At 62.4% G+C, this 24220-nt stretch carries 21 protein-coding genes and 4 pseudogenes; 12 read left to right on the top strand and 13 right to left on the bottom strand.

Annotation, left to right across the window (positions count from 1 at the left end):
- Positions 1-175 precede the first annotated feature (175 nt).
- The 5 genes from DC31_RS06340 (at position 176) to DC31_RS06320 (ending at position 6804) form a co-directional block, all read left to right on the top strand.
- Positions 176-3436, top strand: a complete 3261-nt coding sequence (locus DC31_RS06340) for an NACHT domain-containing protein (RefSeq protein WP_235201369.1) — start codon at positions 176-178, stop codon at positions 3434-3436.
- A gap of 366 nt (positions 3437-3802) precedes the next feature.
- Positions 3803-4057, top strand: a complete 255-nt coding sequence (locus DC31_RS06335) for a helix-turn-helix domain-containing protein (protein ID WP_036278368.1) — start codon at positions 3803-3805, stop codon at positions 4055-4057.
- Between the two features lie 4 nt (positions 4058-4061).
- Positions 4062-5228, top strand: a complete 1167-nt coding sequence (locus DC31_RS06330; RefSeq protein WP_036278224.1) for a tyrosine-type recombinase/integrase — start codon at positions 4062-4064, stop codon at positions 5226-5228.
- On the top strand, positions 5225-5890 hold the full coding sequence (locus DC31_RS06325; RefSeq protein WP_235201368.1) for a type IV toxin-antitoxin system AbiEi family antitoxin domain-containing protein: 666 nt from the start codon (positions 5225-5227) through the stop codon (positions 5888-5890). The genes DC31_RS06330 and DC31_RS06325 overlap by 4 nt, the downstream gene beginning before the upstream one ends.
- Positions 5887-6804, top strand: coding sequence for a nucleotidyl transferase AbiEii/AbiGii toxin family protein (locus tag DC31_RS06320; protein WP_036278221.1), 918 nt, complete (start codon positions 5887-5889; stop codon positions 6802-6804). Before DC31_RS06325 ends, DC31_RS06320 begins: the two co-directional genes overlap by 4 nt.
- A 438-nt stretch (positions 6805-7242) precedes the next feature.
- On the opposite strand, the gene DC31_RS06315 is transcribed toward DC31_RS06320, so the two are convergent.
- The 5 genes and pseudogenes from DC31_RS06315 to DC31_RS20200 all read right to left on the bottom strand — a co-directional run bounded on the left by DC31_RS06315 (position 7243) and on the right by DC31_RS20200 (position 10123).
- Positions 7243-7926 (bottom strand): alpha/beta hydrolase fold domain-containing protein, encoded by a 684-nt coding sequence (locus tag DC31_RS06315; protein WP_200872872.1) that lies wholly within the window; start codon positions 7924-7926, stop codon positions 7243-7245.
- A gap of 302 nt (positions 7927-8228) precedes the next feature.
- A complete protein-coding gene (locus DC31_RS06310; protein ID WP_081813741.1) occupies positions 8229-9104 on the bottom strand; it encodes an alpha/beta hydrolase in 876 nt (291 codons plus the stop codon).
- A gap of 3 nt (positions 9105-9107) precedes the next feature.
- Positions 9108-9305, bottom strand: a complete 198-nt coding sequence (locus DC31_RS20210; RefSeq protein ID WP_200872871.1) for a hypothetical protein — start codon at positions 9303-9305, stop codon at positions 9108-9110.
- Positions 9306-9336: 31 nt separating this feature from the next.
- Positions 9337-9641: pseudogene (locus tag DC31_RS20205) on the bottom strand (SDR family NAD(P)-dependent oxidoreductase); the annotation flags it as partial.
- On the bottom strand, positions 9533-10123 hold the full coding sequence (locus tag DC31_RS20200) for an SDR family NAD(P)-dependent oxidoreductase (RefSeq protein WP_200872870.1): 591 nt from the start codon (positions 10121-10123) through the stop codon (positions 9533-9535). The pseudogene DC31_RS20205 and the gene DC31_RS20200, both read right to left, overlap by 109 nt.
- 106 nt (positions 10124-10229) lie before the next feature.
- On the opposite strand from DC31_RS20200, the gene DC31_RS06300 reads away from it, so the two are divergent.
- Both DC31_RS06300 and DC31_RS06295 read left to right on the top strand, forming a co-directional pair.
- Positions 10230-10955: a TetR/AcrR family transcriptional regulator C-terminal domain-containing protein gene (locus DC31_RS06300; RefSeq protein ID WP_036278218.1), complete on the top strand. Its 726-nt coding sequence runs from the start codon at positions 10230-10232 to the stop codon at positions 10953-10955.
- Between the two features lie 294 nt (positions 10956-11249).
- A complete protein-coding gene (locus DC31_RS06295; RefSeq protein WP_200872869.1) occupies positions 11250-11717 on the top strand; it encodes an AAA family ATPase in 468 nt (155 codons plus the stop codon).
- A 527-nt stretch (positions 11718-12244) separates the two neighbouring features.
- Here the strand turns inward: DC31_RS06295 and DC31_RS19230 are convergent.
- The 5 genes and pseudogenes from DC31_RS19230 to DC31_RS06280 all read right to left on the bottom strand — a co-directional run bounded on the left by DC31_RS19230 (position 12245) and on the right by DC31_RS06280 (position 16226).
- Positions 12245-12490 (bottom strand): tyrosine-type recombinase/integrase, encoded by a 246-nt coding sequence (locus tag DC31_RS19230; protein ID WP_235201377.1) that lies wholly within the window; start codon positions 12488-12490, stop codon positions 12245-12247.
- A 122-nt stretch (positions 12491-12612) separates the two neighbouring features.
- Positions 12613-13473 carry a site-specific integrase gene (locus tag DC31_RS06290; protein ID WP_235201367.1) on the bottom strand — a complete coding sequence of 287 codons (861 nt, stop codon included), beginning with the start codon at positions 13471-13473 and terminating at the stop codon, positions 12613-12615.
- Positions 13457-13624, bottom strand: coding sequence for a helix-turn-helix transcriptional regulator (locus tag DC31_RS17505; RefSeq protein ID WP_081813740.1), 168 nt, complete (start codon positions 13622-13624; stop codon positions 13457-13459). The genes DC31_RS06290 and DC31_RS17505 overlap by 17 nt, the downstream gene beginning before the upstream one ends.
- Positions 13621-14135, bottom strand: a pseudogene (locus tag DC31_RS17500) (type IV secretory system conjugative DNA transfer family protein); the annotation flags it as partial. The gene DC31_RS17505 and the pseudogene DC31_RS17500, both read right to left, overlap by 4 nt.
- A 193-nt stretch (positions 14136-14328) precedes the next feature.
- Positions 14329-16226: pseudogene (locus DC31_RS06280) on the bottom strand (heavy metal translocating P-type ATPase).
- A 645-nt stretch (positions 16227-16871) separates the two neighbouring features.
- Here DC31_RS06280 and DC31_RS06275 point away from each other — a divergent pair.
- Together DC31_RS06275 and DC31_RS06270 are read left to right on the top strand one after the other, a co-directional pair.
- Entirely contained in the window at positions 16872-17117 is a 246-nt protein-coding gene (locus tag DC31_RS06275; protein WP_152545354.1) for a metalloprotease family protein, read from the top strand.
- Between the two features lie 520 nt (positions 17118-17637).
- Positions 17638-18246, top strand: a complete 609-nt coding sequence (locus DC31_RS06270) for a hypothetical protein (RefSeq protein ID WP_200872868.1) — start codon at positions 17638-17640, stop codon at positions 18244-18246.
- On the opposite strand, the gene DC31_RS06265 is transcribed toward DC31_RS06270, so the two are convergent.
- Entirely contained in the window at positions 18179-18367 is a 189-nt protein-coding gene (locus DC31_RS06265; RefSeq protein WP_036278204.1) for a hypothetical protein, read from the bottom strand. The genes DC31_RS06270 and DC31_RS06265 overlap by 68 nt on opposite strands.
- Before the next feature lie 37 nt (positions 18368-18404).
- On the opposite strand from DC31_RS06265, the gene DC31_RS06260 reads away from it, so the two are divergent.
- The 3 genes and pseudogenes from DC31_RS06260 (at position 18405) to DC31_RS06250 (ending at position 20548) form a co-directional block, all read left to right on the top strand.
- A complete protein-coding gene (locus DC31_RS06260; RefSeq protein ID WP_036278356.1) occupies positions 18405-19004 on the top strand; it encodes a class I SAM-dependent DNA methyltransferase in 600 nt (199 codons plus the stop codon).
- 303 nt (positions 19005-19307) lie between these two features.
- Complete coding sequence (locus tag DC31_RS06255) at positions 19308-19535, top strand: hypothetical protein (protein WP_051606489.1); 228 nt, start codon at positions 19308-19310, stop codon at positions 19533-19535.
- 96 nt (positions 19536-19631) lie between these two features.
- Positions 19632-20548, top strand: a pseudogene (locus DC31_RS06250) (phosphodiesterase).
- Here DC31_RS06250 and DC31_RS06245 read toward each other — a convergent pair.
- Both DC31_RS06245 and DC31_RS06240 read right to left on the bottom strand, forming a co-directional pair.
- Positions 20496-22094 carry a stealth conserved region 3 domain-containing protein gene (locus DC31_RS06245; RefSeq protein WP_036278202.1) on the bottom strand — a complete coding sequence of 533 codons (1599 nt, stop codon included), beginning with the start codon at positions 22092-22094 and terminating at the stop codon, positions 20496-20498. The pseudogene DC31_RS06250 and the gene DC31_RS06245 overlap by 53 nt on opposite strands.
- Positions 22095-22290: 196 nt before the next feature.
- The gene (locus DC31_RS06240; RefSeq protein WP_081813739.1) at positions 22291-24072 is read right to left on the bottom strand and encodes a molybdopterin-dependent oxidoreductase; all 1782 of its coding nucleotides are present in this window, start codon (positions 24070-24072) and stop codon (positions 22291-22293) included.
- Positions 24073-24220 lie beyond the last annotated feature (148 nt).

Genomic DNA, 24220 nt, shown 5'->3' with positions numbered 1-24220 from the left:
ACACGAGCCGCAGAAGGAAAAGTGGATGCAACTCATTCACTGGCAGGCGCTGGCGTAAGGAAGGCCGCTCGTGTCTGAGAGTCGACATCGATACCTCTATGAACGCTTAGGCGATCACGATTTTCAGCAGCTCGTGAGTGCCTTGCTAGCTCATCAGTTCCCCGACTACATACCGATGGCGCTGCGACAGGCCGACGGTGGTCGCGACGGACTACTCCGCGTTGACGCCAATAAGTTGCTCGTTTATCAGGTCAAATGGTCAGTCAACGGCAAGGAAAAAAACCCGGTGAGCTGGCTTGACCAGGTCGTTCGCGGCGAGGAAGCGAATCTTCGACGCTTGGCCGACGAAGGCGTGCGCCGCTACTTCTTGGTCACCAATGTGGCCAGCACGGCAAAGCCGCGATCGGGCACTTTTGATCAGTTGGACAAGAAGCTTCAGGAGTACGCGAAAGAATTCGGCTTCGAGCAGATGACTTGTATCTGGCGCGAAGCACTGAATCCCTGGGTCGACAATGCGCCGACCGAGACGAAGTGGGCCTATGCCGACATGCTTGCCGGATGGGACCTAATTCGCTACCTCAGCGCTGAACAGGTTGGCGCAACAAAGGACCAAGCGAATCGTGATCTGATCCGCAAAGTTGCGGCTGCGCAGTGGGAAGACGATAAGCGGGTCAAATTCAGCCAGTCTGATGTCGATCGCGAGAAAGTCGTCGACCTCTTCGTTGATGTCACTGCAGACCGAGTGCACACTGTGGCCAGCAGTCATCAGCAGGCTCGCCCTTCGACCGAACTCGGGGGTGCAGCCGCGTATCTACTGAAAACGCCAGCCCCCTTCACTCTCGTCCGTGGTGCTCCAGGGCAAGGCAAATCCACGCTCAGCCAGTATGTTTGTCAGGCACACCGCAGACTGTTCATACCAAGTGCCGAGCAACCAACTTCATTGCCTGAGCTGGATAAGCCGCGGTTTCCAATACGGCTGGATCTCAGCGACTACGCGCTATGGCTCAGCGGGATTGACGTTTGGAATCACTCCGATCACGGCAGGCAGCGCAAGTTCAGGACTCGCAAAGCTGGGCAAGACACAATCGAGTGCTTTGTCGCGGACCTGATGACACACGAAAGCGGAGGCATCTCTGTCGAGGCTAAGACAGTGCAGGACATATTCGAACGCGTCCCGAGCCTTGTTGTACTCGACGGACTCGACGAGGTCGGCAGCACGAGCATGCGCCGCAGGATCGTAACTGAAATCGACAAGTTTGTAGGCCGTGGGAAGTCGTATACCGACGCTCCAAGGGTGGTGGTGACCACGCGCCCGAGCGCGGGTGAGTTGCCGGAGCCTTCGCCGAAGCTATTTGAGATAGTTACGCTCAACCAACTCACCGTCGAGCAACGTGACGCCTATCTGCGTAAGTGGTGTACGGTCCGGGGAATCGGAGGTAAGGACGGTCGAGCCCTACGGAAGAGCTTCAAAGAGAAGAGCCGAGAGCCGTATATTCGTGAACTCGCAGGCAACCCAATGCAACTGACGATCCTCCTCGACCTCCTCCATCAGCAAGGCGCGGCGACGCCGACACAGCGGACGGACCTTTACGACAAGTACGTTGAACTGTTGCTGGCTCGCGAGGCGAACAAGCATCCCAAGGCAGTCCGTGATCACAAAGAAGAGCTGCTTGAGATCATTCCGTTCCTGGGATGGTACCTCCACGCGCACACGGAGGAATCGCAGATCAATGGCCGCATGAGCGTCGATGAGCTCAAGGCAGCGATGCGGCATTTTCAGCACGCCTACGGCAACCGCGAGTCGGTCGTTGATCAACTCTTCGAAGGTGCCAGTGATCGGCTGTGGGCACTAACCAGCAAGATTGATGGCACATACGAGTTCGAGGTGCTTTCGCTGCGGGAGTATTTCGCCGCGCGGTTTCTGTATCGCAATGCTGGTGAGGGAGATCCCGGGTTCGACAGCACTTCGGTCCTTCGAGAGCTGCTACGACGTCCATATTGGCTGAACGCGGCCAGGTTCTATGGCGGCAACGCCAAAGGAAGCGACATTTACCCACTCACCGCAGGGATCGAGGAGGAGCTATCGCAAAGCACGTCGCCTGCGTCCTACTTGGCAGCATGGGCGCTGCTCACCGACGGTGTCTTCCAGCGTCGTCCCCGCGAGGCACGCAAAGTGCTCACAGCCCTTTGCTCAGACGACGGCATTAGATTTCTGCTCGCCGCGCTCGACCGTCGCGATATCGTCGCACTGCCTGCGCTACCCGATCTCCCTGACGGGGACGGTGCCGACCCCACCTGGAATCGGCTCACGGAGCTGATCCGTGTGGATCCGGCGAATCCGGGGAACGCGCAGCGGGTGCGGGTATTACGTGAACTACTTAATCAGCGTGGGCCGTTCGCTGAATGGTGGCACGAACAACTTTCTGGCGTGATCGGCACACCGCAGCAGAACCTGTGGCTGAAGATCGGCGCTGAATGCGAAGCCGGTGCGGGTATCACGGTATCCTTCGAGCGGATCGACTTGTCCGATGGTGCTGCCGAATTGTTCTTGAGCACAGGCCTTGTCTCCTCAAGCGGAAGTGCGCTTGAATCTGCACTCCTTGACGCAGTCTTGGAGGGCGAGTGCCCGACAGTGACTTCGACACGATCTCTGCCAGCACAAGTCGCAGTTGCTTTGGCGCCGAGAGGGTTCCTTACAACGTCGATGACAGGATTTGTTGCCAGCGACGAGAGGACAAAACGTCGCCGAAGTGAGGCAATCAATCAGCTTCGGAGAGCTCGCTCTCCATACGAGGGAATCGCCAAGCAGCGGGCAGTAAAGGTCGGGCAGAAAGGTAGTACCTTCCCCTGGTCTGAGACCGCCGCAGCGCTTTACCAGCACGCTGGGCGATGTTGGCTTGCATCCGAAATCGCCATCATCGGAGCCGCCTCACCTTTTGCCCCTGCTTATACCAAGATGCCAGCTTCGACTGCCTTTGGACGGGCCAGCCATCCTTCCGAACTCCTTGCCCAAACCGTGAAGAACAAGAGCAACGCGTCTTGGTGGCGCCAGCAGCTCGATGGTCTCGATGACGACTTGAGTAGAGCAGAATGGGTCCTAGCCCTTTGGAGTATTGCTTCCGGCCCAATCGTCTCGGAGCTGTTGGACCTTCTCGAAGGTGTTCTGGGGCAACTCCCGGAACCGAAGCGCCGCACGGTCTTGCGCGCGGCAGAAATGATCGCTTGCTACGGCTGGCTGTCGAAGCGACCCGTGAGTGTCGATGCAGTGACAGCGCACCTCCGTGTCCTCAACGGGCTGCGTACTTCGACACCGCAGTTCACCGATCTAGAAATTCCAGAACGCATAATCGATGATCAGTCGGGGGAGGCATCTCTTCTGAGCATCGCCAGGGCTGAGAAGTGGCTAAAAGTTGACGCTCGGGCGGCTTATCGATAGCTCCGCCGGGATAGAGGCGTTGACACCGAAAGGGGACCAAAAGGGGACCACAACCATGGAAACCATGCATCCCGTGACGTGCTCTGCATGATCTGAGCCGCAGAAGTACGCGGGAGAGACGCGAGATTGAGAAGTTGGGACGCCTGGGGGTCAAGGGGTCGCAGGTTCAAATCCTGTCAGCCCGACCAAAGAATCGCGGAAACTCAAGGGTTTCCGCGATTTTTCGTTGGTGAGATTTGATCCGGCCATCTAATACCCATCTAAAACCCCTCCTGAATGACCCTCTGACCAGCGCTTTGCTCGGTTCGCGAAGGTCGCTTACGGATAGTTTCGGTTGTTGTGGAGCGTGCGGCGCACCTGGTCTGCATGACCAGTCCAACCCCGCTTCCATTTCCTCTGCCCGATCTGCCGCCGCTGCTCGATATCCGAGAACTGTCGGCGTACCTCGGTGTGCCCGTCTCTACGATCTACGACTGGCGCTCGCGCGGTGTCGGCCCGCGCGCGTACCGTTTCGGCAAGCACCTCAAGTTCGCTGTCACAGACGTGACCGAGTGGATCGAAGCGCAACGCGACCCTGTGCGCGCTGTGCGACCTGCACCGCCTCAGTCTCCCCGGAGGTGATGCGATGAGCCGCCCGCGCCTGACGATCGGCACCTACGGTGAGATCACGACCCGTCGTCGTCCGAGCGGGCGCACGGAAGCCCGCGCTCGCTACCGCGACTGGGACGGCGCCACTCGGCTCGTGCAGGCAAGCGGCGACACTGCGGCGGTCGCAACCCACGCGCTGAAAGCCAAGTGCGTCGACCGCAATCTGATTGCGCCGAGCGCAGGCTCGCTCACGGCTGACAGTCCGTTCCCAGAGCTTGTGGCGTACTGGCTCGAAGACATCGACTTGGAGGACCGGCTAGCGCCCGGCACCCGGCAACTGTATGAGCGCGACATGCGCACCCTCGTGCTGCCGGTATTCAAGGATTTGACGCTGCGCGAGATCGGTGTCGCTCGCTGCGACCAGTTCTTGAAGCGACTTGCGAAGGATTCGTATTCGAAGGCGAAGCATGCGCGTGTGGCGCTGCGACTTGCGCTCGCGTTGGCCGTGCGGCACGAGGTGCTGTTGCGCAACCCCGTCGATCACGTTGCGCGGTTGCATCGCGACGCGCGGGTGCCGGACGCGTTCACGCCTGAGGAGGTCACGGCGATCCGTGCGGCGATCGCGTATTGGGAGGCCGGGCGCGATGTGTCGGGGCCGAAGCCTGACGGGCAACTCGGCGCGATCGTCGAGGTCATGTTGGGCACTTCCGCTCGCATCGGCGAGGTTCTCGCGATTCGCCGCCGCGACATCGATCTGAGCGTGCCCTCCGTGCGGATCACTGGAACGATCATCAGCCCGAAAGGCGAGCCGACGACGCGTCAGGATCACCCCAAGACCGCACGCTCGCGGCGCACGATTCAACTCCCGGGATTTGCTGCGCAAGCTGTGCGGCTTCGGCTGAAGCAACTCGACACGATCGACCCCGACGCACTTCTGCTCTGTTCCCGCGCGGGCACCCCGCTGACGACGAATAACGTGCGCCGCCAACTCCGCCACGTGATGAACATCGCAGGGATCGAAGGCGTCACCCCGCACAAATTCCGCCGCACGGTCGCGACTACCATCAACGAAAATGCAGGTGTCGAGCTGGCGTCTCAACTGCTCGGCCACACTGACCCAGCGATCACGATCAAGCACTACATCCGCCGCAACGAAACCGTCAATCCCGCGACTGCGGGGCTGCTGGAGAAGGCGTTCGGATGACGAGGTTCGGAACCCTGGTGATCAGAAACAGTGACAGGTATACTGTATGTGTAGCTATTTATGACCGAGTGGAGGTGAACATGGATGCTGCACTGCTGCCAGACATGCTGGGATATAAAGACCTCGCAGACGAGGGGCTGACGCGCAGGCAGTTCGAGCGACTGATCGAGGCTGAGGATTACGAGCGGATCGCACCTGGTCAGTTCCTGCGGTCCGGCGCGACGGACGATACTACGGCCGCGTGGATGGCAATCGGCGCAAAGCGACCGCAAGCGACACTTTGCCTGCTGACGGCGTTGTCGATCCATGACCTCACCGACGAGATTCCAACGCGCAGTAACATCGCCATTCCGCGAGGTACTAAGCCATTGACCGTGTGGAGCGCGCCGATCAGTTGGCACCACTTCGGTGCCGCAACTTTCGACATCGGCCGTAGCGAACACGCGCTGCCTGGTGGGAGAACGATAGGACTATATTCCGCGGAACGCACCATCATCGATCTGTTCCGCCTCAGTCATGAATGGGGCAGCGACCTCGCAATCGAAACGCTCAAACGATGGCTCCGTGTCAAAGGGAACAGCCCGTCCCGATTGCTCACCATTGCCAAGAGCTTCCCGAAAGGTAGACCTGCACTACGGAACGCTCTGGAGATCCTCCTATGACGCCGAAACCACAACATGGCACACCCGATGGTGACGCGATCCTGGCGATTCAGAAACTCGCACGTGAGACGGGCGGCGACGTGCAAGAGCTGCAGACCCTGTATGTGCTCGAAGCACTTCTCGCTCGCATTGCCGCGTCACCGCACCGAGACGACTTCGTACTCAAAGGGGGAGTGCTGTTGGCGGCATTCGCCGCACGACGTCCTACCAAAGACATCGATCTCCAAGCCACCGGGTTATCTAATGATGCCGATGACGTGGCCGGGCGGTTGCGTGAGATTGCCGCCATCGAACTGTCTGACGGGGTGGCCTTCGACGCAGACAGCATCATCGCATCTGCCATTCGAGACGGTGATGCTGATGAATATGCTGGCGTGCGCGTGCGACTCGTCGGTCACCTCGGTCGTGCTCGGCTCACTGTCGGGATCGACGTCAACTTCGGTGACCCGATATGGCCAGCTCCTCAACTCATCGAGCTGCCGCGCATCGTGCCACTCGATCAACCGCCGGTTACGCTGCTCGGCTATCCGCTCGCAATGGTGCTCGCTGAGAAGATCGTCACCGCGATCGATCGAGGGGAGGGGAATACGCGCTGGAGGGACTTCGCTGACGTCTACACGCTTACTCACCTTCACTCCGTTGAAGCAGCCACGCTCCGAAACTCACTGGAAGCCGTGGCAGCTTACCGAGGCGTCACCCTCGCTCCAGTGTTACCGGCACTCGCGGAGATGCCCGAGCGTGCGCAACCCAAGTGGCGCGCCTGGCGTACACGCGTAAATCGCCAGAAGGAACTCCCCGAAGCCTTCGCCGACGTACTCAACGAAGTTGCCCGCTTCAGTGACCCCGTGTTGCTGGGGACGGTCAAGGGGAGTTGGAAGGCCGCAGAGCGGGCTTGGACGGATCACAGTCGGTAGATCTGTGGACGAATTGGGAACGTGAGCGTACCTTGGAAGTATGGGATCGATCAACGCTTCCGGCACAAAACCGTAGCTATGGTCCGATCACACTAGGAACAACGGTGACGCAAAATTTGCGTCACCGTTGTTTTGTGTCTCGCAGAGAATGCGGAGGCACCGTAGTTGTCTCCCACACACTCCAACGAGCTGCCGCAGACGACTGAGTAGCCCTCTGCCTTCGATGAAGTTTCTGAACCTTACATCCGACTGGTGACACTTGAGAACCCCCGCTCTGGTGCTGCCACGCGTCTTGCAGATCGGGGAGAAAGATCCCCTACATCGGTGGGAGCGGACGCTGGCGGATTTGGAGGACTTCACGGTGTCGATGATAGGCGGCGCGCACCAGCGCAGCCTCGAGACTACCGCGGAGTGGCTGGCTTCTTCTCCGGGTGGTGTCTATGGCCGACCGGATGTGAATGCCTGCGTCGTTGCGTGGGCGATCTTCTCGTAGACGGGTAGGACGACTTCTCGTGTGGCGCCGAGGATGTTGAACCCGTGTCCGACATCGGGCAGGTCGATGTGCTCGATGAGCGAGCCCGCCTGCTGGAGCCGTGCAGCGTATCGGGCGCCTTCGTCTCGGAGGATGTCTTTGCGTGCGGTGATGAGCAGTGCCGGCGCGATGCCGGCCAGTGAGGCCGTGTCACCTGTGCCGGCGGGCGAGATGAGTCGGTCTTGGCGTTCGCGCGGGTCGGGGCAGTAGGCGGTGTCGAAGATCGGTCCCATCCTGATCAGGAACGTCTCCTTGCCCCCCGCCTTCTTGCTCGCAGCAGGGATGGTCAGGTCCAGCGGCGGGTACATCAGCACCTGCAACCCGATCCGGGGTGTGCCCTCCTCGAACGCGAGGCGTGCCGCGCCGGCGGCGAGGGCGCCACCGGCGGACTGTCCACCAACCGCAAGCCTGCTGCCATCCCACGGCCGTTCGGGAGCCGCCGCCCAGATGGCGACGTCGTAGGCCTGTTCGACGGGCCCGGGGAAACGCGATTGTGGGGCGGGGATGTAGTCCACGTTTACCACGGTCACGTCGGCGTGGGTCGCGATATATCGGCAGAGGGCATCGTCTTGCTCCGGGTGGCGTAACACGAACCCGCCGCCCGTAACACGAACCCGCCGCCGTGGAAATTGACGTACACCCCCTTGCCGATCGGGCCTCCGGGCGGAGAATACTGGAAGGCCGTGATGGCTCCATGGCGGGTGGGAATGCTGACTTCTTCCGTGATCGCGGGGAGCTCCGTGAAGGCGCCCGGCGCCAGGCGCGGGGCGCCGGGCGCCTTTTGGGCCAGTTTCGCGATTCCGTCAGCCAGCCACAGGGGGACGGCCATGTCAGCGTGCCTCGTCGGTTGATCGGTTGAAGATGCCGGCCAGCCAGGAGCGGGACCGGTCCATCAAGGCTGTCGCGGGTTCGCTGTCGCGAGCCCAGTTCTCAAACCGTGCGGTGCGCCCGGGATGACGTCGAGTGTGGTGGGGACGCCAGCCTCCTCGAGCCGGGACGCGTAGTCGATGTCTTCGGCGTAGAAGAGCTCGATGTCACCGACTGCGATGTAGGTCGGTGGCAGCCCGGTCAGGTCGGTGCGGCGTGCGGCGGCCGCGTATGCGGGCACGTCGTCGGTGCCGGAGGTGCCGGGGAGGTAGCCGCTCCAGCCGACCCGGTTGGCGCGGTTGTTCCAGATCCAGTGGTCGATGTCGTCGAGTGAGGTGTCGGCGGCGGTGCGGTCATCGATCATGGGGGCGAACAGCCACTGCCCGATCGGCTGCACCCCGCCGTCGTCGTGGAGACGCTGGACGAGCGCGGCGGCGAGGCCTCCGCCGGCGCTCTCTCCGCCGATCACGATCCGGGTGCGGTCCACCCCGAGCTCGGATGCGTGATCCTGCACCCATCGCCAGGCGGCGCGGACATCGTCGTGCGCGGCGGGGAACGGGTGGTCGGGGGCGAAGCGGTAGTTGGCGGAGACGACGGTGATCCCGAGATCTCGCGCGGTCTGCGCGCAGAGGACTTCATCTTGCCGAGCGTCACCGTAGAGCAGCCCGCCGCCGTGGATCCAGAATAGGCCTCCATCGTTCTGGCGGGTGTCGGGCGTGTAGATGCGAAGCCGGATGCCGTCGGCCTTGATTGTGCTGACGGTGACCGTCTCGGTCTTGGGGACGCGCATCACGCGGGTCGCGAGACGGATCACGGTGCGCATGAGCGTCTTGGACGCGTCGGGGACGGGAAGCTTCCGGGTGGCGTCCCGGAGGGCGGGGTCGACTTTGGTGAGGTCCATGGGTTACTGCACCGACCATCCGCCATCCGAGGGCAGGATGGCGCCGTTGATGTTCACGGCGTCGTCGCTGAGCAGGAACGTGATCGACGCGGCCAGCTGCTCCGCGGTCGCGATCGAGGGGATCGCGGCTCTGGAACGGCGCCAGCCGGGCAGATCCTGCCTCCGACGGGTGGGAGGGCATCGGGATGCCGGTGGCCACACCGCCCGGGGCGACCGCGTTGACCCGGATCCCCTGAGGTCCGTACATGAACGCGGCGCTGCGGGTCAGGCCGATCACCCCGTGCTTGGACACCGTGTAGGCGTTGCCGGACGCGTTGCCGCGCAGGCCGGCCTCGGAGGTGACGTTGACGATCGCGCGGCGCCGGCCGCGAGCATGAGCGGGATGACGGCGCGGGACAGCTTGAACCCGCCGGTGAGGTTGATCGCGATCACCCGATCCCAGGTCTCGTCGCTGGTCTCGTGCAACGGCGAGAAGTCGTCGTTGATCCCCGCGACGTTCGCCAGCCCATCGATCCGCCCTTCGGCCGCGGCGACGATCGCGTCGATGTCGTCCTGCTTCGCGATGTCACCGACCACGTGATGATCTCCGCGTCCGGTAACGCCGCCGCAAGTCCTTCGAGTCGGTCCGAGCTGATGTCGACGGCCACGACACGTCCGCCCTCGCGGGCGATCCGCTCGGCGGTCGCCCGACCGATACCCCCGGCCGCGCCGGTCACGACGACCGTCTTGCCGGTGAAGCGTCCCAAGGTGACCTTCTCCACCCACCCCGACGTCTCGGTCTCCTCGGGCGCGACCCCGCCGTTGGCTTGCAGCACCAGGTCGTCGACGACCTGCTGCGGCATCTTCCCCTGGCTCATCACCACCAGTTGCTGCAACGGCAGCCCACTGACGGGGCCGAGCGCATCGTCACCGACGCCGGCCTGCTGCAGCAGCCCCCGGATCAGCGGACCACCCACCGGGTGTTCCAGCCATGTCCCGACCGTGCTGTGGGCGGTCAAAGACTTCGTGGTATCTGCCATTGGGTGAGCTCCTTTGAGACGAACGGCGTCGCGTAGCGGACACCCGTCTCCCAATAGTAGATATTCATGGGCGTGAATTCAATGTCATCGAGCCTAGACTGCACGCATGGCAGATACGAATCCGTCGTCTTCCCCGAGCAGACGCGGGCGCGGCAGCCGGGCAGGACTCACAACCGCGCGGATCGTCGACGCGGCTCGAGGACTCGACGCCGAGACGATCACGGTGAAGGCCGTCGCCGACCGCCTCGGAGTGGACCGGGCCGCGGTGCACCACCACGTCAGCGACCTCGACACCCTCCGTGAACTGATCGCTCTCGACGCGTTCGTGGGCAATCTCGGACCCGTCACCATCCCACCCGACGCGGACTGGCGGCAAGCCTGCCGCCTCCTCGCCCTGTCCATGCACGACGCCGTGCTCGCCTCGAAGGGTCTCGGGGTCTACATTCGGCTCACCTCGGCGAACGTCGCCCTGCTCGAACCGGTCGAAGACACGCTGCGCATCATGATCGCCGCCGGATTCGACGACGAAACCGCCGCCAGCAGCCTCGCCGCACTCGCAACCCTCGCCGGAGCGATCGCCCGGGAGCGCCTCGTCGCCGAACGATCCAGCGGGCACCCTCAGCTCCCCGAACTGCAGCACGCACTCGACGAAGCCGACCCGACCAGCCTCACCATCCTGCGACGCCTCGCCCACGCCGACCTGGTGAGCTTCAACGACGCCCAACTGCACACAAGTCTGGACCTTTTCCTCGACGGCATGGCCACCCGACTGGGCCTCATCGCGCCCCTCGGAGAGGCGAAGCCGTCGCGCCGTCTGTCTGGCACGGCATAAGCACGGCTCATCAGCAGCCGAGAGCGCGGAACTGGCGGGCGGCACCAAGCTCCATTACTAACGCCTACTCACGTCCGCTGAAGTGCAGAGCGAGACGTGCATTTCCGCGGATGGATCACCCTGACTGCTCGACACTACCTATTCGCCCCATTCCAATACGCCCCCTTCACCGGTATAAGCCGACTGAAATGTAAAGCGGTTAGTCTGTTTTGGTCGGGTTCGATCTGAGCCTGATCGGTGCTGAGCGGCGCGTTTCACGTCTCAATATCAGTGGTGGAGTGTAATATCAGGCCGGTGGTAATCAACAAGACTTTAGGGCCTCGCGTCGTGATGATGTGTGGGCCAGGTGGTGCAGGAAAGACCACCTACGCCAAGCGCTTGGAGAGTGAGGGCTGGAGACGGTTGTCTTTCGAGGTTGAGTTCTGGGATCGCGGAATCACGACCATGCCCTCCGCCGAAGTGGTCGCAGAGCTGAAGGCGCGCTTACTGCGCCATGTCGCGGCGGGGAACGATGTCGTGCTCGACTTCGGATTCTGGTTCCGGCGACAACGGGATGAGTTCCGAGCGATACTCGCACCCGAGGGCATCGTGCCGGAGACTGTTTACATCGCTACGAGCCTTGAGACCATCCTGAGCCGGGTCGGTAACAGGCGCGGCAGGCAGGCAGACGATTGGCCTCTCACCAAGCAGACGGCGACTGAATACTTTGAGCGTTTCGAACCGCCGACGTCCGAGGAAGGACCGCTCGAAGTGGTCAGCTAAGTGGTGTTGATTAAGTCTGTTGTGATCCAGAGCGGGATTGCGGCGAGGCTAACGCCGACCGCTGCTGGTTCGCTGCCGCACTCGGAGTGTAGTAGAGACTCATGGTGGAACTGCTTCGGGAGAGGCAGGTCAGGGCTTGATACGCAGTCAAGTGGAGATCATCAATTACTCATCTCAATCACCCGTGACTGATCGCCAGCGACTGGGTAGACTAGCCCGAGGAGAGTCACTCGATTCCCCGTACGACCAGGGAAAACTAGAGAATTCCGCAAGCTTTCGATGAGGTCAGAAAACCTCCAAGGGGTCGCAGGTTCAAATCCTGTCAGCCCGACAGAAAATCCCTGATGAGAAGCAATTTCCATCAGGGATTTGTTGTTTCTGAACATCGTTTTCTCTGGTCCCCCTCTGGTCCCCCTGGACAGGTATGCGTGGTCGACCTGTGGATGACAGAATCCGTCGCGATGCCCTGTCTGTGGATAAGGGGACCAAAAGGGGACCAGAACGGTGGAAACCCACGACTGAGCCGCTCACAGTCCACGTCCGGTGCCTTGCCGTGGCCGTCCTGAAGTGTTCGGGCGGGCGTCTCTGCTGAGGAAGGCGTTGGCTTGTTCTGCGGCGGATGCGAGGTGGCGGTCATCGGGGTGGAGGTAGCCGCGTGTTGTCTCGATTGAGGCATGTCCGAGGATCTCTTGGAGGACATGGAGGGGGACTCCGGCGTCGGCGAGCCAGGTGGCACCGGTGTGTCGGAGGCCGTGCCGGGTGAGGTTGGGCAGGCCGAGGTCAGCAACGACCTGGTCCCAGCTGGTGGCGTCGCGAACGGTGACTGTCGTGAGGAAGCCGCCACGCGGACCGACGAGGAGTGGTGCGTCCGATTGCTTGAACGCGCAGAGTCGTTTCAGGACGGCCGGAGTGGGTCGAGAATCGGCACGCGACGCTCTTTGCGGCTCTTGGTTGGCTTGGTGATGAGGCCGCCTCTTCCGGGGAAGACCTGTCGTCTGATGATGACGAGGTTCTTTGTGAAGTCCACGTCTCCGACTTGAAGTCCGGAGACTTCTGAAGAGCGTGCTGCCAGTAGAGCGGCGAGCATCACGAAGTCTGAATAGGACTGATGGACGTCGCCGCAGGCAGAGGCGAGCTGGTTCAGCTTCTGCAGGTCAGGGATCGCGTGTGCGCGCGGGGCAGCATCTTCGGCTGGTTGCACTCGGAAGGCGTTTCGGTGGAGACTCCGCTTCGCCCGGTGCTTGGCGGGATTGATTGTGATCAGACCATCGCGAACGGCTTCGTCGAGCACCCGCACGAGTGGCGCGATGGTGTTCTTGATCGTCGATGCGCCGTATTGCTTCTCCCAGTCATCGATCGTGCGGTCGATCATTCCAGCGGTGATTTGCGTGACGGGCAGATGGCCAAGCGCCGGGAGCACTCGTAGCCGAAGACCATACCGGTAGTTGTCTCCGGTGGAGGTCATATCGAGGCCGCGTGCCCATCGATCGTCGATCGAGGTGAAGAACTCCAGCGTCATGGAGACGTCCATTCCCTTGACCGAAGAGTTCCGGAGCGTTTCGAAGAATGCCCGTGCGGTTGCCTCGTCCTTCACGATCTCGGCACGGATCACGCGCTGCTTGGTGAGCGGATCGGTCCAGCGTGCCCGCGCTCGAATTCCGTAGGAGCGTCGTTCCATGTCGGTGGAGATCCTCACCCCGATCGGTGGCACCGGACGGGGTGAGGACTCCGGCATTGGCTCAGTTGGGCGGGCCATGGTGCGGCTCCAAGTTCTGCAGCCATTCGTCGATTGCTTCGAGCCGGTATCGGGCGATACCGCCGAGCTTGATGAATGGTGGTCCGGTCTCTGCGGAGCGCCACCGAGACAGTGTCGATTCGGAGACCTTCAGGTACGAGGCGACCTCCACCGCAGCCCAGAGGAGACGCCTTCGGCAAGCTGCTGAGGATCAAATACGGCGACCGGACCGACCCGTTCGCGTGCCCGCATCGTTGCCGTCAGATTGTCGGGCCGGGTCGACGTCGTCACCACTGCACCCGGCGCATCGAGGATCGCCGGGATCACAATGTGTAGGCCCTTACCCGAACGCGGCGGGCCGATGAGAAGGATCGAGTCTTCGACGCTGGCCCATACTTGTTTGCCGTGCGAACGCCCGAGCAGGTAGCCCACGTCCTCGGGCTTTGGCTGATCCAGCGAAGGCGCAGCGTCACAGCCCGGCGCAGGAGCGCCTTCGTGGATGCACTGGTCACCACCTCGTGACTGCTGGCAGTTCCCGCGAGGCGCCGTGGATCGGCATCGACGTTGTGCGAGTGCCCACGCCAACGGACCCCAGCCCACCCGATAGCACCGCCGAGCATCAGGAGCAGTAGTACTGCAATCGACCAGTAGAGGACTGTATTCAGGCCAGGTGCCTGCAGCACCTCGGCCGGGCCAAGAGCCCCGCCGCGCCCAAGCCCGCCCCCGCGGCAAGTAGAGCCCTCCGGGGAATCTGCCTCGGAACATCGGTTCCCGATCTTGCTTCATTTTCAAGAGCCTACGCGGTTTGCTCAAATTTCGATCGGGACGAAACACACTGCATGTGGCGGAAGCGACTTTGCAATAAATGAGTTGTGATCAGTCCGCGATGCCGGCGCCCGCTCGCGGACTCTGGTCCGTCGGCACGGGGTTCGCAGCCGCTTCGCGTACGTCGAGCCGACCGCCCACCGCTCGCAGGGCGGCGAGAATCGTCGCCAGGTCGACGAACTCCTGCATAATCGCGCCAACGGTGGCGGGAATCACGCCGAAAGCCGCGATCACCATCAACACGACCGAAATCGCGATGCCCAGCCAGATGCTTTGAAGGGCGATTCGAACGGTGTCGCGTCCGACCGTGACGGCGAACGCGACTCGGGAAATGTCGTCGTCGAGGATCACCGCATCCGCCGATTCGCTTGCCGCAGTCGCGCCTTTCGCCCCCATGGCGATGCCCACGTTGGCCGCCGCCAGAACCGGCGCGTCGTTCACCCCGTCACCGACCATGATCACGGGTCGATCGGTGATGCGGCCGACCTCCGCTACCTTGTCCGCCGGCAGGCATTCGGCTCGAACCCGGGTGATGCCCAGCTCGTCGGCGACGTGCTGCGCGGTTTCGGCGGCATCGCCGGTGAGCATCATGATCTGCCTGACCCCCAACTGCTCCAGTCTGTACAGCGTGGCTTTCGCGTTCCCCCGCAGGTGGTCGCTTGCCAGCAGGCTCCCGCAAACCGTCCGCCGATCGCGACGTAGACGGCCAACTGGCCGGATGCGATCTCGGTTCGCCGGGCATCCGGAGTATGTTGGGCGACGAAGGCGAACTTGCCGACTACCACCTCGCGGCCCTGAAACTGCGCGATGACGCCATTCGTCGCGGCTTCTCGCGCTGACTCGGCCTCGTGCAAGGGCAGACCGCGTTCCCTCGCCGCAGCAATCATCGAGGCCGCAAGCACATGCGACGAATACTGCTCGGCGCTCGCCACGAAGGTCAGCACCTCGTTTGCAGTGAACGGATGCTCGGGCCGCACCTGCGTGAGGGTTGGCGTTCCATGGGTGAGAGTGCCGGTCTTGTCGAAGACCACCGTCTTCGCCGCAGACAGTTGTTCGAGCACCCCGCCGCTCTTCACGATGACGCCGTTGTGCGCTGCGCGGCTCATACCGCCGATGAATGCCACTGGCGCCGCGATCAGCAACGGGCACGGTGTGGCCAGCACCAGCACCTCGGCGAACCGCACCGGATCACCACTCAGCCACCACGCGATCCCGCCGAGCGCCAACGAGAAGAGAGTGAACGGCACCGCGTACCGATCGGCGAGGCGAACCATCGGCGCCTTGCTTTCAGCGGCTTGCGCGACCAGCGCCACGATTTGCTGGTACTGGCTGTCTGCTGCTGCCTGCGTCGCCCGGATCTGAACGGCCTGCTGGCCGTTCACCGCACCACTGAGCACAGTGTCACCGAGCAGTTTCTCCACAGGGATGCTCTCACCGGTGATCGAGGACTGGTCGAGGGTGGTCTCGGGGGAGAGCAGAACACCGTCGACCGGCACTATCTCCGACGGGCGCACCAGCAGCACATCGCCCACGCGCACCTCATCGACCGGCACATCGCGATAGCCGCCATCCGTCGAGCGGTGCGCGAGCTGCGGCGCACGGGCCAGCAGCGCGTCCAACTCCCGTTTGGCGCGCTGGTTCGCATAGTTCTCCAGGGCCTCGCCGCCGGTCAGCATGAGCACGACAAGCAGGGCCGCGATGTACTCACCAACCAGCACCGTGGCCACGATTGCTGTCACGGCGAGGATGTCGAGACCAAACTCCCTACGTAGCATAGCCCGCACCATCCCGACGGCCTGCCACGCAGCGATCGCGAGGGAATATCCGCTGAACAGCCACTGCACGAGCCACCCGGCGCCCACAAGTGCCAGGACGATCCCGGCGACGCCGACGCCGATCGTGACCGTAACCAGCCAGTACCGACGCGCGAGGGAGACTATGCGGGACATGAGCCGCACTCTATCCCAGACTTCCGTTCGTCGCCGCGTAACTCTCGTCAGCAACGCTCGGGTTCCGGACCGATCGCGAATCGACGGCCAGAGATCTCGGTCGGCGTGATTCGCACAAACGTGAATTTGAGCGTGGGCGCGCACCGTGTCAGGCCGAGCGCCTCCGCCCTGGCGATGTCGGCTTGCCCCTCCTCTACTTCGGACTCGGTGTGTTCGAACTAATGCTCGTTCTCGCCCTTTTGGGAATAGCGCCGGCATTCGCATCGTCATGGGAACGCACTGTTCGGGGCCAGTCGAACAAACAGTCAACTCAAGCGGATGCCTCCGCTAAGAAGTCATGAACCGGACGAGACGGCACCCCGCCGCTAATCGCGGAGACATGGGCCGCATACGAGGATCAGTCGGGGCGGATTAGTCTTGAACCCCTGAGGGCACCGATGAGGAGACGATATGGGCGATCAGAGCTGGCCGCGGGACACCGCGGTACTCCCTATGACATAACATCGGACAGTCGATCTCAAGGACAGGAAGTTCACCATCGCTGTCCAGGTTCTTTTCGGGGTGATCGCTCTCGTCGCTCTGGGAGCCGCGCTCCTACTTGGCCTTCCTCTAGAGAGCAGCTGGAGTCCCATTCTCATTATTCTCGTGACCCTGGCCGCTTGCCTCATCTATATGGCGGCGCATGAAGTGACACATGGGGTCGTGTTGCAGGTACTGACCAAGGTCAAGCCGTCCTATGCGTTGCTATTCCCTCTTGTGACGACGGGGAACCGGGCCTATCTCACCCGGCGAAGCGCCGTGATCGTTGCCGTGGCGCCTGCGGTCATCTGGGGACTCGTGCTGCTCGCGGCCTTGCTCACCCTTCCACAGGATTATCTGCTGACTGCATAAATACTGCTGGCCCTGAATTTCGCAGGATCCTCGGGAGACTTCGTCGAGGTGTACGTGGTGTCGCGTCAACCGTCCGATGCGCTTGTCCAGGATGACGGGAACAAGGTGGTCGTCTTCGTGCCTCAAGTTTCGCGATAGCGGTCACCCGGCAGCGATGCTCAGGTCGTCAGGCGCGCATTACTGGGCGCCATCAGCGCCCCATCCGGTTACATAACTCGCCCGGCGCCCGCACGGTTGGCGCAAGTAATGAAAGCCCAGCATCGACGCGGTTGTAACATTGGGTAGCTATCGACTGCGCTCTTCTTGCTTTGCCGTTGTTCTCGATCGAATAGCCATCGTTGTCACACCAACCACAAAGGTCGACTCGGTCTGGTAGTGCCGCCCGGGGCATAGTCTGTGCGTGGCCCGTCCTTGCGGGTCACAGAGGAGCAAAGATGCGCGCATTGGTCGTCTACGAGTCCCTATGGGGCAACACTGAGAAGGTCGCGCGCGCAGTCGCAGACAAGTTAGCCGGCGTGGGTTGGGCGCGATCGGCCTGGTGGCAGGTGTTATCGGTGCGGTGATCGCGGCTTTCGCGACACGTAGCTCAACATCCACAATCACCAGTTATTTTCAACACTTCGCCGCCGGCCTGATCATCGCCGCCGCGACTCTGGATCTGCTTCCTGAGGCGCTCGACCTGGGTGCCGGCTGGCCGCTGATCATCGGCTTCGTGGTGGGCACCGCATTCATGCTGGCGCTGCGCGCGCTCCTTACACGATTCGGCCACGGACATTCCCACGGCGACGAGCATGACTACGCGCGCGGTCACGGTCACGGTCAAGCCCAGACTAAGGCTGCCACAGGTGTGAACCTGCGCCTGGTCATCGCCCTTGTCGTCGTGGTCCTGATCGACGGAGCCATCATCGGTGTCGCGCTGTCGGCCGGGGGTGCGGCGGCCCTCCTGATTGCGATCGCGCTCTCGATCGAGCTGCTGTTCGTCGCCGCGTCCACGGCCGGATCCACGCGTGCGCGCGGCGGCTCCATCGGGACTGCGATCGGTGTGGGCGCATTTGTGTCGGTCATGATGCCCATCGGAACAGCAGGAAGCCACCGGCCGCCATCGCGATGGTGCCCGTGCTCTCCTTGATCTGGTATGCCTCCACCAGCAGCTCCGCGACCGCGGTGAACAGCAGCGCCGCCGCACCGAAGGCGAGGCCTGCGACGAGCAGCGGGGCGGCGACTCCGGCGAAGACGAGGGCACCGAGCACAGCTCATCCTAATGATGCTGATGTGGCGGAGATTCCCATGACGACGGACCAGGTCATCGACGCATATGGTTCCCGGGCGCGGGGACTGGCGAACATGCTGGATGCGATGGTGCCGGCCGAAGATCCCGACCGTGCCGTGATCGAACGGTGGGCTGACACCGTCTCAGGCCCGATTCTCGATGTCGGCGCGGGCACCGGCCGCTGGAGTGGTCACCTCGCCGGTCTTGGGCGCGACATCGAAGGCCTCGAACCGGTCAAGCAGTTTGTCGAGATCGCGCGCGGGGCCCACCCCGCCGTTGCGTTCCGGCTCGAGTCGCTTGCCGACCTCGACGGCTCGGAAGAACGGTGGGCCGGGATCCTCGCCTGGTACTCGCTCATCCATCTGGGTCCCGATGAGCTACCGGAGGCGCTCGCCACCCTCCGCGGGGTCCTCGAGGACCACGGAAGCATTCTCATTTCATTCTTCTCCGGCCCCCGACTTGAGGTCTTCGGCCATCCCGTGGCGCCCGCTTACCTGTGGCCGATGGAGAGTTTGGACCGTGCGCTCGAGCAGGCCGGATTTCGGGTCATAGACCGATACTGGGACCCGCGGGCTCCCCACGCATACGTCACCGCGCGGGCCGCATCCCTCCGTTGAGCACAGAAATCAGGGCAACGCGAGGAAGTTGCGACGAGGGGACCGGCCAGCTCGCACCCAATGTGAAGATGCCGTCTTCACCTGGATAAGCGAGTTATCGGTGATTCAGGAGAACGCCTGATCCGCGTACCTGGGGATTAAGGGGTTTACCCCGCTCGGGTCGGCGAAGCGAGCCCCTTGGCGGCACAGCTGCAGAGGCATCCGCCACTCTCGAACGAGCGGATGTCGCACCCACCGCCCGCGGCGAAGAGCTCTCGATCGACGACTTCGTGCGCATTGCGCGCACGACCGTAGAGTGGGGGCATGCCAGACCCGGTCGAGTTCATCAGGACGGCCCAGTTTGGCACTCGGATGACGGTACGCACACGCATCGATGGGGGCTTCACCGATGCGGTCGGCTACCTGCGCGAGCGCGACAACGACGAGTGCGTGCTCGAAACGCGTCGCGGTCTGGTCACCATTGCCTTGGATCGGGTCCACTTAGCCAAGGCCGTGCCGCCTCCACCGCCGCCCCGGGCGCCGCGTATCTGAGCTGATTCGCGCACAGTTCACCGTGTTGCCCGGTCCTCGTCATCTGGCACCGGTAGCATTCCGGGCAACCGCGAGCCGAGGCGAGGAGCCGAAACGATGCGCAGCGCTGAGTATCCCTTACCTGAGCAGACCATTCTGCACTTGAGTGACACCCACCTGACCGCAGAGGGCACACTACTGTTCGATCTGGTGGATGGCACCGAACGGCTGGCCCGCGCGCTCACCGTGTTTGAAGCATCCGGCATCACGCCCGACGCGATCGTCTTCACCGGCGACCTCGCCGACCTGGGCGAGCCCGCCGCCTACGCGGCCCTGCGTGCCTTGTCGAGCCGTTTGCCGAGCGATTGGGTGCGCGAGTGCTGTGGGTCATGGGCAATCATGATGACCGTGGAGCGTTCCGTGAAGGACTGCTGGATGAAGCCGCCGACCTACGGCCGGTAGACCGGGTCGACGAGATCAACGGGCTGCGCGTGATCACTCTCGACTCGACCGTTCCGGGCGCGCACTATGGCGAGTTGCGCGACGAGCAATTGCGGTGGCTTCGGGATGAATTGGCAACGCCGGCGCCGCTGGGCTCGATCCTCGCGATGCATCACCCTCCCGTGCCGAGCGTGCTGCCGTTAGCGGTGAGCGTCGAGCTGCGCGATCAGTCGCGGCTCGCCGAGGTGCTGCGCGGCACCGACGTGAGGGCGATCATCGCCGGTCATCTGCATTACTCGACCTTTGCGACATTCGCGGGCATTCCAGTCTCGGTCGCATCGTCGACCTGCTATTCGCAAGACCTTACTGTTCCGACCGGTGGCACGCGTCCGCAGGACGGCGCGCAGACCTTCAACCTCGTGCATGTGTTTGATGACACGGTCGTGCACTCGGTAGTGCCGATCGACGCGCCGCGCACACTTGAACACATCGACGCGGCGGAGGTCCGTCGGCGGCTGTCCGCCGACGGTATCGGACCGTTCAGCGCACGAGCGACGGATTCTCCGACTGAGCCGATCGCCCAGCATCGCTGACGTCAGCCCGCTCCCACGGCGGCAGCACAGGAAACATCCGATCCAGTGCCCCGCGAATAGCGCGGATTCTGACTTCTTCGGGGAGTTCCGTCTCACCGCCGTCGTTGAGACAGAACATATCGACATCAGTGCTTTCGGCCAGCCGCTCCATGCGTCGAAGCGAGGCTGCGAGCGTCGTCTGCACGTATCGCACTCGGGGTTCCCGGGTGGCAACGGCCCGCCCGGTCATGAGCGCGTAGTAGTGGAAGAGGCTGTTGGTCACTGAGATGTCGTCGGCGGAGCGGAATCGAGATGCCGCGGTGCGCTCGAAGTCCTCAGGGAACTCACGTTCGAGTTCGGCCATGACGCTCTTGCGCAGCGGGGTGGCACAGTGCGAGAGGTCGCGCGTGATCGTGCGACCGAACCGGGCTCTCAGGAGTTCCCGGTTCACTCGAAGGCCATTATCGTGGCCGCTGCGATGCGGTGCGGGTATTCCGGTGCCGATGCGCACTTCGGATTCAACGAACTTCGTCACCCCCGCTGACGTGAAGAACAGCTCCGGGGAGACCGAGCGACCGAAGAACATGTCGTCGTTCGCATAGATGAAGTGTTCGGCGATGCCAGGGATTCGGTGCAACTGCGACTCGACGGCGTGTGAGTTGTGTGTGGGCAACACCGACGGGTCGGGGAAGAACTCCTCGCTGCGCATGAGTGTCACCTTCGGGTGATCGACCAGCCATGCGGGGGCAGCCGAATCAGTCGCGATGAAGATGCGCCTTACCCATGGGGCATACATATGAACGCTCCGCAGCGCGTAGCGCAGTTCGTCGACATGACGGTACCGGGCGGGACCGTCATCGCCCTCGCCGACGACGTACTCAGCCATCTGCGCTGCCCGTTGGCGCTGGAACTCGCTGGTGGAACCATCGACCCATGAGAACACCATGTCGACGTCGCCGATGAACTCATGCGCCTGCGGATCGAACATGCCCGCGATCGTGCGCCACTGGCGACCGTAGCGTTCGATGGTGGTGAAGGATAGATCGTCGCGAGGGATGACGCGCCGGGTGAGCACATTGTCGTTCGGAGCCTCGACGAGATCGTCCTGCAGGCGCCAGAACTCCACGCGCACCCCGAGCGATGCGCCGTAGCGCAGCGAGCGATTCGTCGTGATGCGTGGGCGATACACGCGCACGGCCCGCGGGTCGGCAGCCTGCTCAGCAAGCGGGGCGGATGCTTCGCTCGCGAGCACGGGCGGCTGCTGCTTCGCTTTGATGTACAGGGGTTCGCCATCGCACACCGCCGCCAGCGCGGCGATGACTGCAGCATGTGCATTGACGTCGACCGCGAGCGCGGGGACGAAGTGATCGCTTCGGATCAAGACAACCTCGATCCCGGTATCCTCCAATGCGGCCGCGACCAAGAGCAGGTCATCGATACGCGCCTGTTGCGGTGTTACTGAGTCATGGACGATGTGCAACACACCCCCGTCAAGGACGACGTCATCGCGATCAAGCAGAGCAGACCACGGATGCGGTTGTTCAGGGACGAGTGTGAGTGTTGGCAACGAGACCTCTTTCGTGACGCGACAGGAGCTAGGCGCCGAGGCGCGGGAGAGCGGGTGGAACCCGGGGGCGCGAACGTCAATTCAAGCGCCATCCAGTACAACACACTGCGGTGCCAGATCATTCCATCCGGTCCGTGACCCAAATCCTCAGGTCGCCGAGTCGCCCCAGCCTCGGGCGTCCCAAAGCGCCGTTTTCCTAAATGGACTGTCGATAGCCGAAGAATTCGTGATCGTTGTTGTAGCCACCCAATCCGCCGCCCACTTCCGAGAAATGTTCGACGAACTCGATTCCCTTGATCCATTTGACCAGTTTGAAGCCGAGTTGGACCTCGTTGCGCAGTCGAATGGGTGCGCCATGACCGAACGATAGCGTGTCGTCATTCATGTCATAGGCGAGCATTGTGAGCTTGTAGCTCATTTGCTCGATCGGCTGGGCGTCATAATAAATACCGCCATCCGGCCCGACGGCGTATGAGTAGAAGATCACCCATTTCGCCTCTGGCTTGGGTTTGACCACATCGAGGATCGATTGCATCGACACTCCGCCCCACTTAGCGACACCGGACCAACCCTGGATACAGAAATGTTGGGTGATCTGCTCGTGGTTCGGCAACGCCCGCAACTGTTCCAGGCTCAGGTCGACGGGGTTCTCGACGAGACCGTTTATGCGGAGTTTGTAGTCGGCGAAGTTCCCGGCCTCAAGCTGCTTGTACTCGTCGGTCTCGGGGTATTTGCCGTTGTGCCAGAAGTATGGGGAGATGTCCTTCTCCGTGTACTGACCCGGCTTGGAGTCGAGGTGTTCGAACAGTCGTTGCGCGGGACCGATCAGCGCGTAGCCGACCTTCTGCACGACCCGCGGATGCCGGTATGTGAACGGTGTGGCCGCCACCCACGCAAAGATGACGACGACCATGGAGACGGCGAAGATCCCAAAACCTACCCATGAGCCGTCGTCCCGGCCCGCATACATATGGTTCAGATTGCGGAGGGCCCCGGTAGTCAGCACCAAGGTCACGTGCACGACGATGAACATGACGAACCAGCAAAGTACGAGGAAATGCAGTGACCGGGCGAGCTGGATGCTGAACACAGAACTGACCCGGCGGAACCGGGTAGACAATGCGGGGGACATTCCCAGCCCGGTTATCAGGGCTGCCGGCGCTGCAATGAAAACGGTGATGAAGTAGGCGATGATCTGCAGGCTGTTGTAGTTGACCCAGCCGTTCTCCACCGGCCAATCCAAAGAAAGATACTGAATCGCAACCGAAATGGAGTTCGGGATTACGTCCCAGCTCATCGGGACCAGACGCATCCACTGGCCGGTGGCAAAGATCAGAATGTAGAAGACGATCCCGTTGAGTAACCAGAGGGTGTCGACACCGAGATGCCACCAGCGGGCGAGACCGATGGAGTGCCGGCGGCCAGGCAATCCGACACCGTCAGGCAGCGTGATTGAGTCTTGCTTCGCGGTGTAGAGCGGGTCAGAAGGCACCGGCTTCTGCATCCGGAACCAGTCTTTACCCGGGGTGGAATGCCTGGTCCAGTAGAACCGGGGATGATCGGCAATGATCGTGACGCCAGAGCGGATGATGAAAATCATCAGGAACAGGTTCAGGAAGTGTTGCCAGCCGAGCCAGGCTGGGAAGCCGACCGGTGCGTTGTCCGGAAGCTCTGATTCGCCCGGATACTGCCGGATGAAGTCCTGCACGGTCGGGAGCTCGCGGATTCCCGTGGCGACCGCAATGCCGATGATCAGGAGAACAAGCCCGATCGGAATCAGCCAGAGCAGGTTGAACCACTTGCTCCGCCCGATTCGCACGCGTGGTGCGACACCGTATTGGGCGGGAAGCCCTCCGGCCCAATGCTCATCGACCGCGGTGTAGTGCTCGCTGTCGAGTTCAGACCGGAAACTCAGTTGCGCACCGTCCGGCCCAACATCGGGTGCTGGCACATGCTGGTCTTGCGAAGAGTTGGCCATGCCCGGAGTCTAGTTACCGGCTTGACTCAGAACGAGGAATAGTGCTAATTGAGCGAAAGGTTCTGAGGTTATCGCCATTCGTGCACGGTTTTGTGTACGAATTCCGATGCGACGGTATCTTTCCTCGTAGTGGTCATCATTTTCGGAT

Source organism: Microbacterium sp. CH12i (assembly GCF_000685355.1).
GTDB lineage: Bacteria > Actinomycetota > Actinomycetes > Actinomycetales > Microbacteriaceae > Microbacterium.
The sequence above is the reverse complement of the archived record's forward strand: the minus strand, read 5'-3'. Positions and strand labels throughout refer to the sequence as shown.

Excerpts from the sequence above, each read along its gene's own strand:
- DC31_RS06240 (WP_081813739.1), bottom strand. The coding sequence starts at position 24,072 with ATGGCCAACTCTTCGCAAGACCAGCATGTGCCAGCACCCGATGTTGGG.
- DC31_RS20200 (WP_200872870.1), bottom strand. The coding sequence starts at position 10,123 with ATGGCAGATACCACGAAGTCTTTGACCGCCCACAGCACGGTCGGGACA.
- DC31_RS06335 (WP_036278368.1), top strand. The coding sequence starts at position 3,803 with ATGACCAGTCCAACCCCGCTTCCATTTCCTCTGCCCGATCTGCCGCCG.
- DC31_RS06330 (WP_036278224.1), top strand. The coding sequence starts at position 4,062 with ATGAGCCGCCCGCGCCTGACGATCGGCACCTACGGTGAGATCACGACC.
- DC31_RS06300 (WP_036278218.1), top strand. The coding sequence starts at position 10,230 with ATGGCAGATACGAATCCGTCGTCTTCCCCGAGCAGACGCGGGCGCGGC.
- DC31_RS06290 (WP_235201367.1), bottom strand. The coding sequence starts at position 13,473 with ATGGCCCGCCCAACTGAGCCAATGCCGGAGTCCTCACCCCGTCCGGTG.
- DC31_RS06255 (WP_051606489.1), top strand. The coding sequence starts at position 19,308 with ATGCCAGACCCGGTCGAGTTCATCAGGACGGCCCAGTTTGGCACTCGG.
- DC31_RS06260 (WP_036278356.1), top strand. The coding sequence starts at position 18,405 with ATGACGACGGACCAGGTCATCGACGCATATGGTTCCCGGGCGCGGGGA.
- DC31_RS06320 (WP_036278221.1), top strand. The coding sequence starts at position 5,887 with ATGACGCCGAAACCACAACATGGCACACCCGATGGTGACGCGATCCTG.
- DC31_RS06310 (WP_081813741.1), bottom strand. The coding sequence starts at position 9,104 with ATGGACCTCACCAAAGTCGACCCCGCCCTCCGGGACGCCACCCGGAAG.
- DC31_RS06325 (WP_235201368.1), top strand. The coding sequence starts at position 5,225 with ATGACGAGGTTCGGAACCCTGGTGATCAGAAACAGTGACAGGTATACT.
- DC31_RS06340 (WP_235201369.1), top strand. The coding sequence starts at position 176 with ATGGCGCTGCGACAGGCCGACGGTGGTCGCGACGGACTACTCCGCGTT.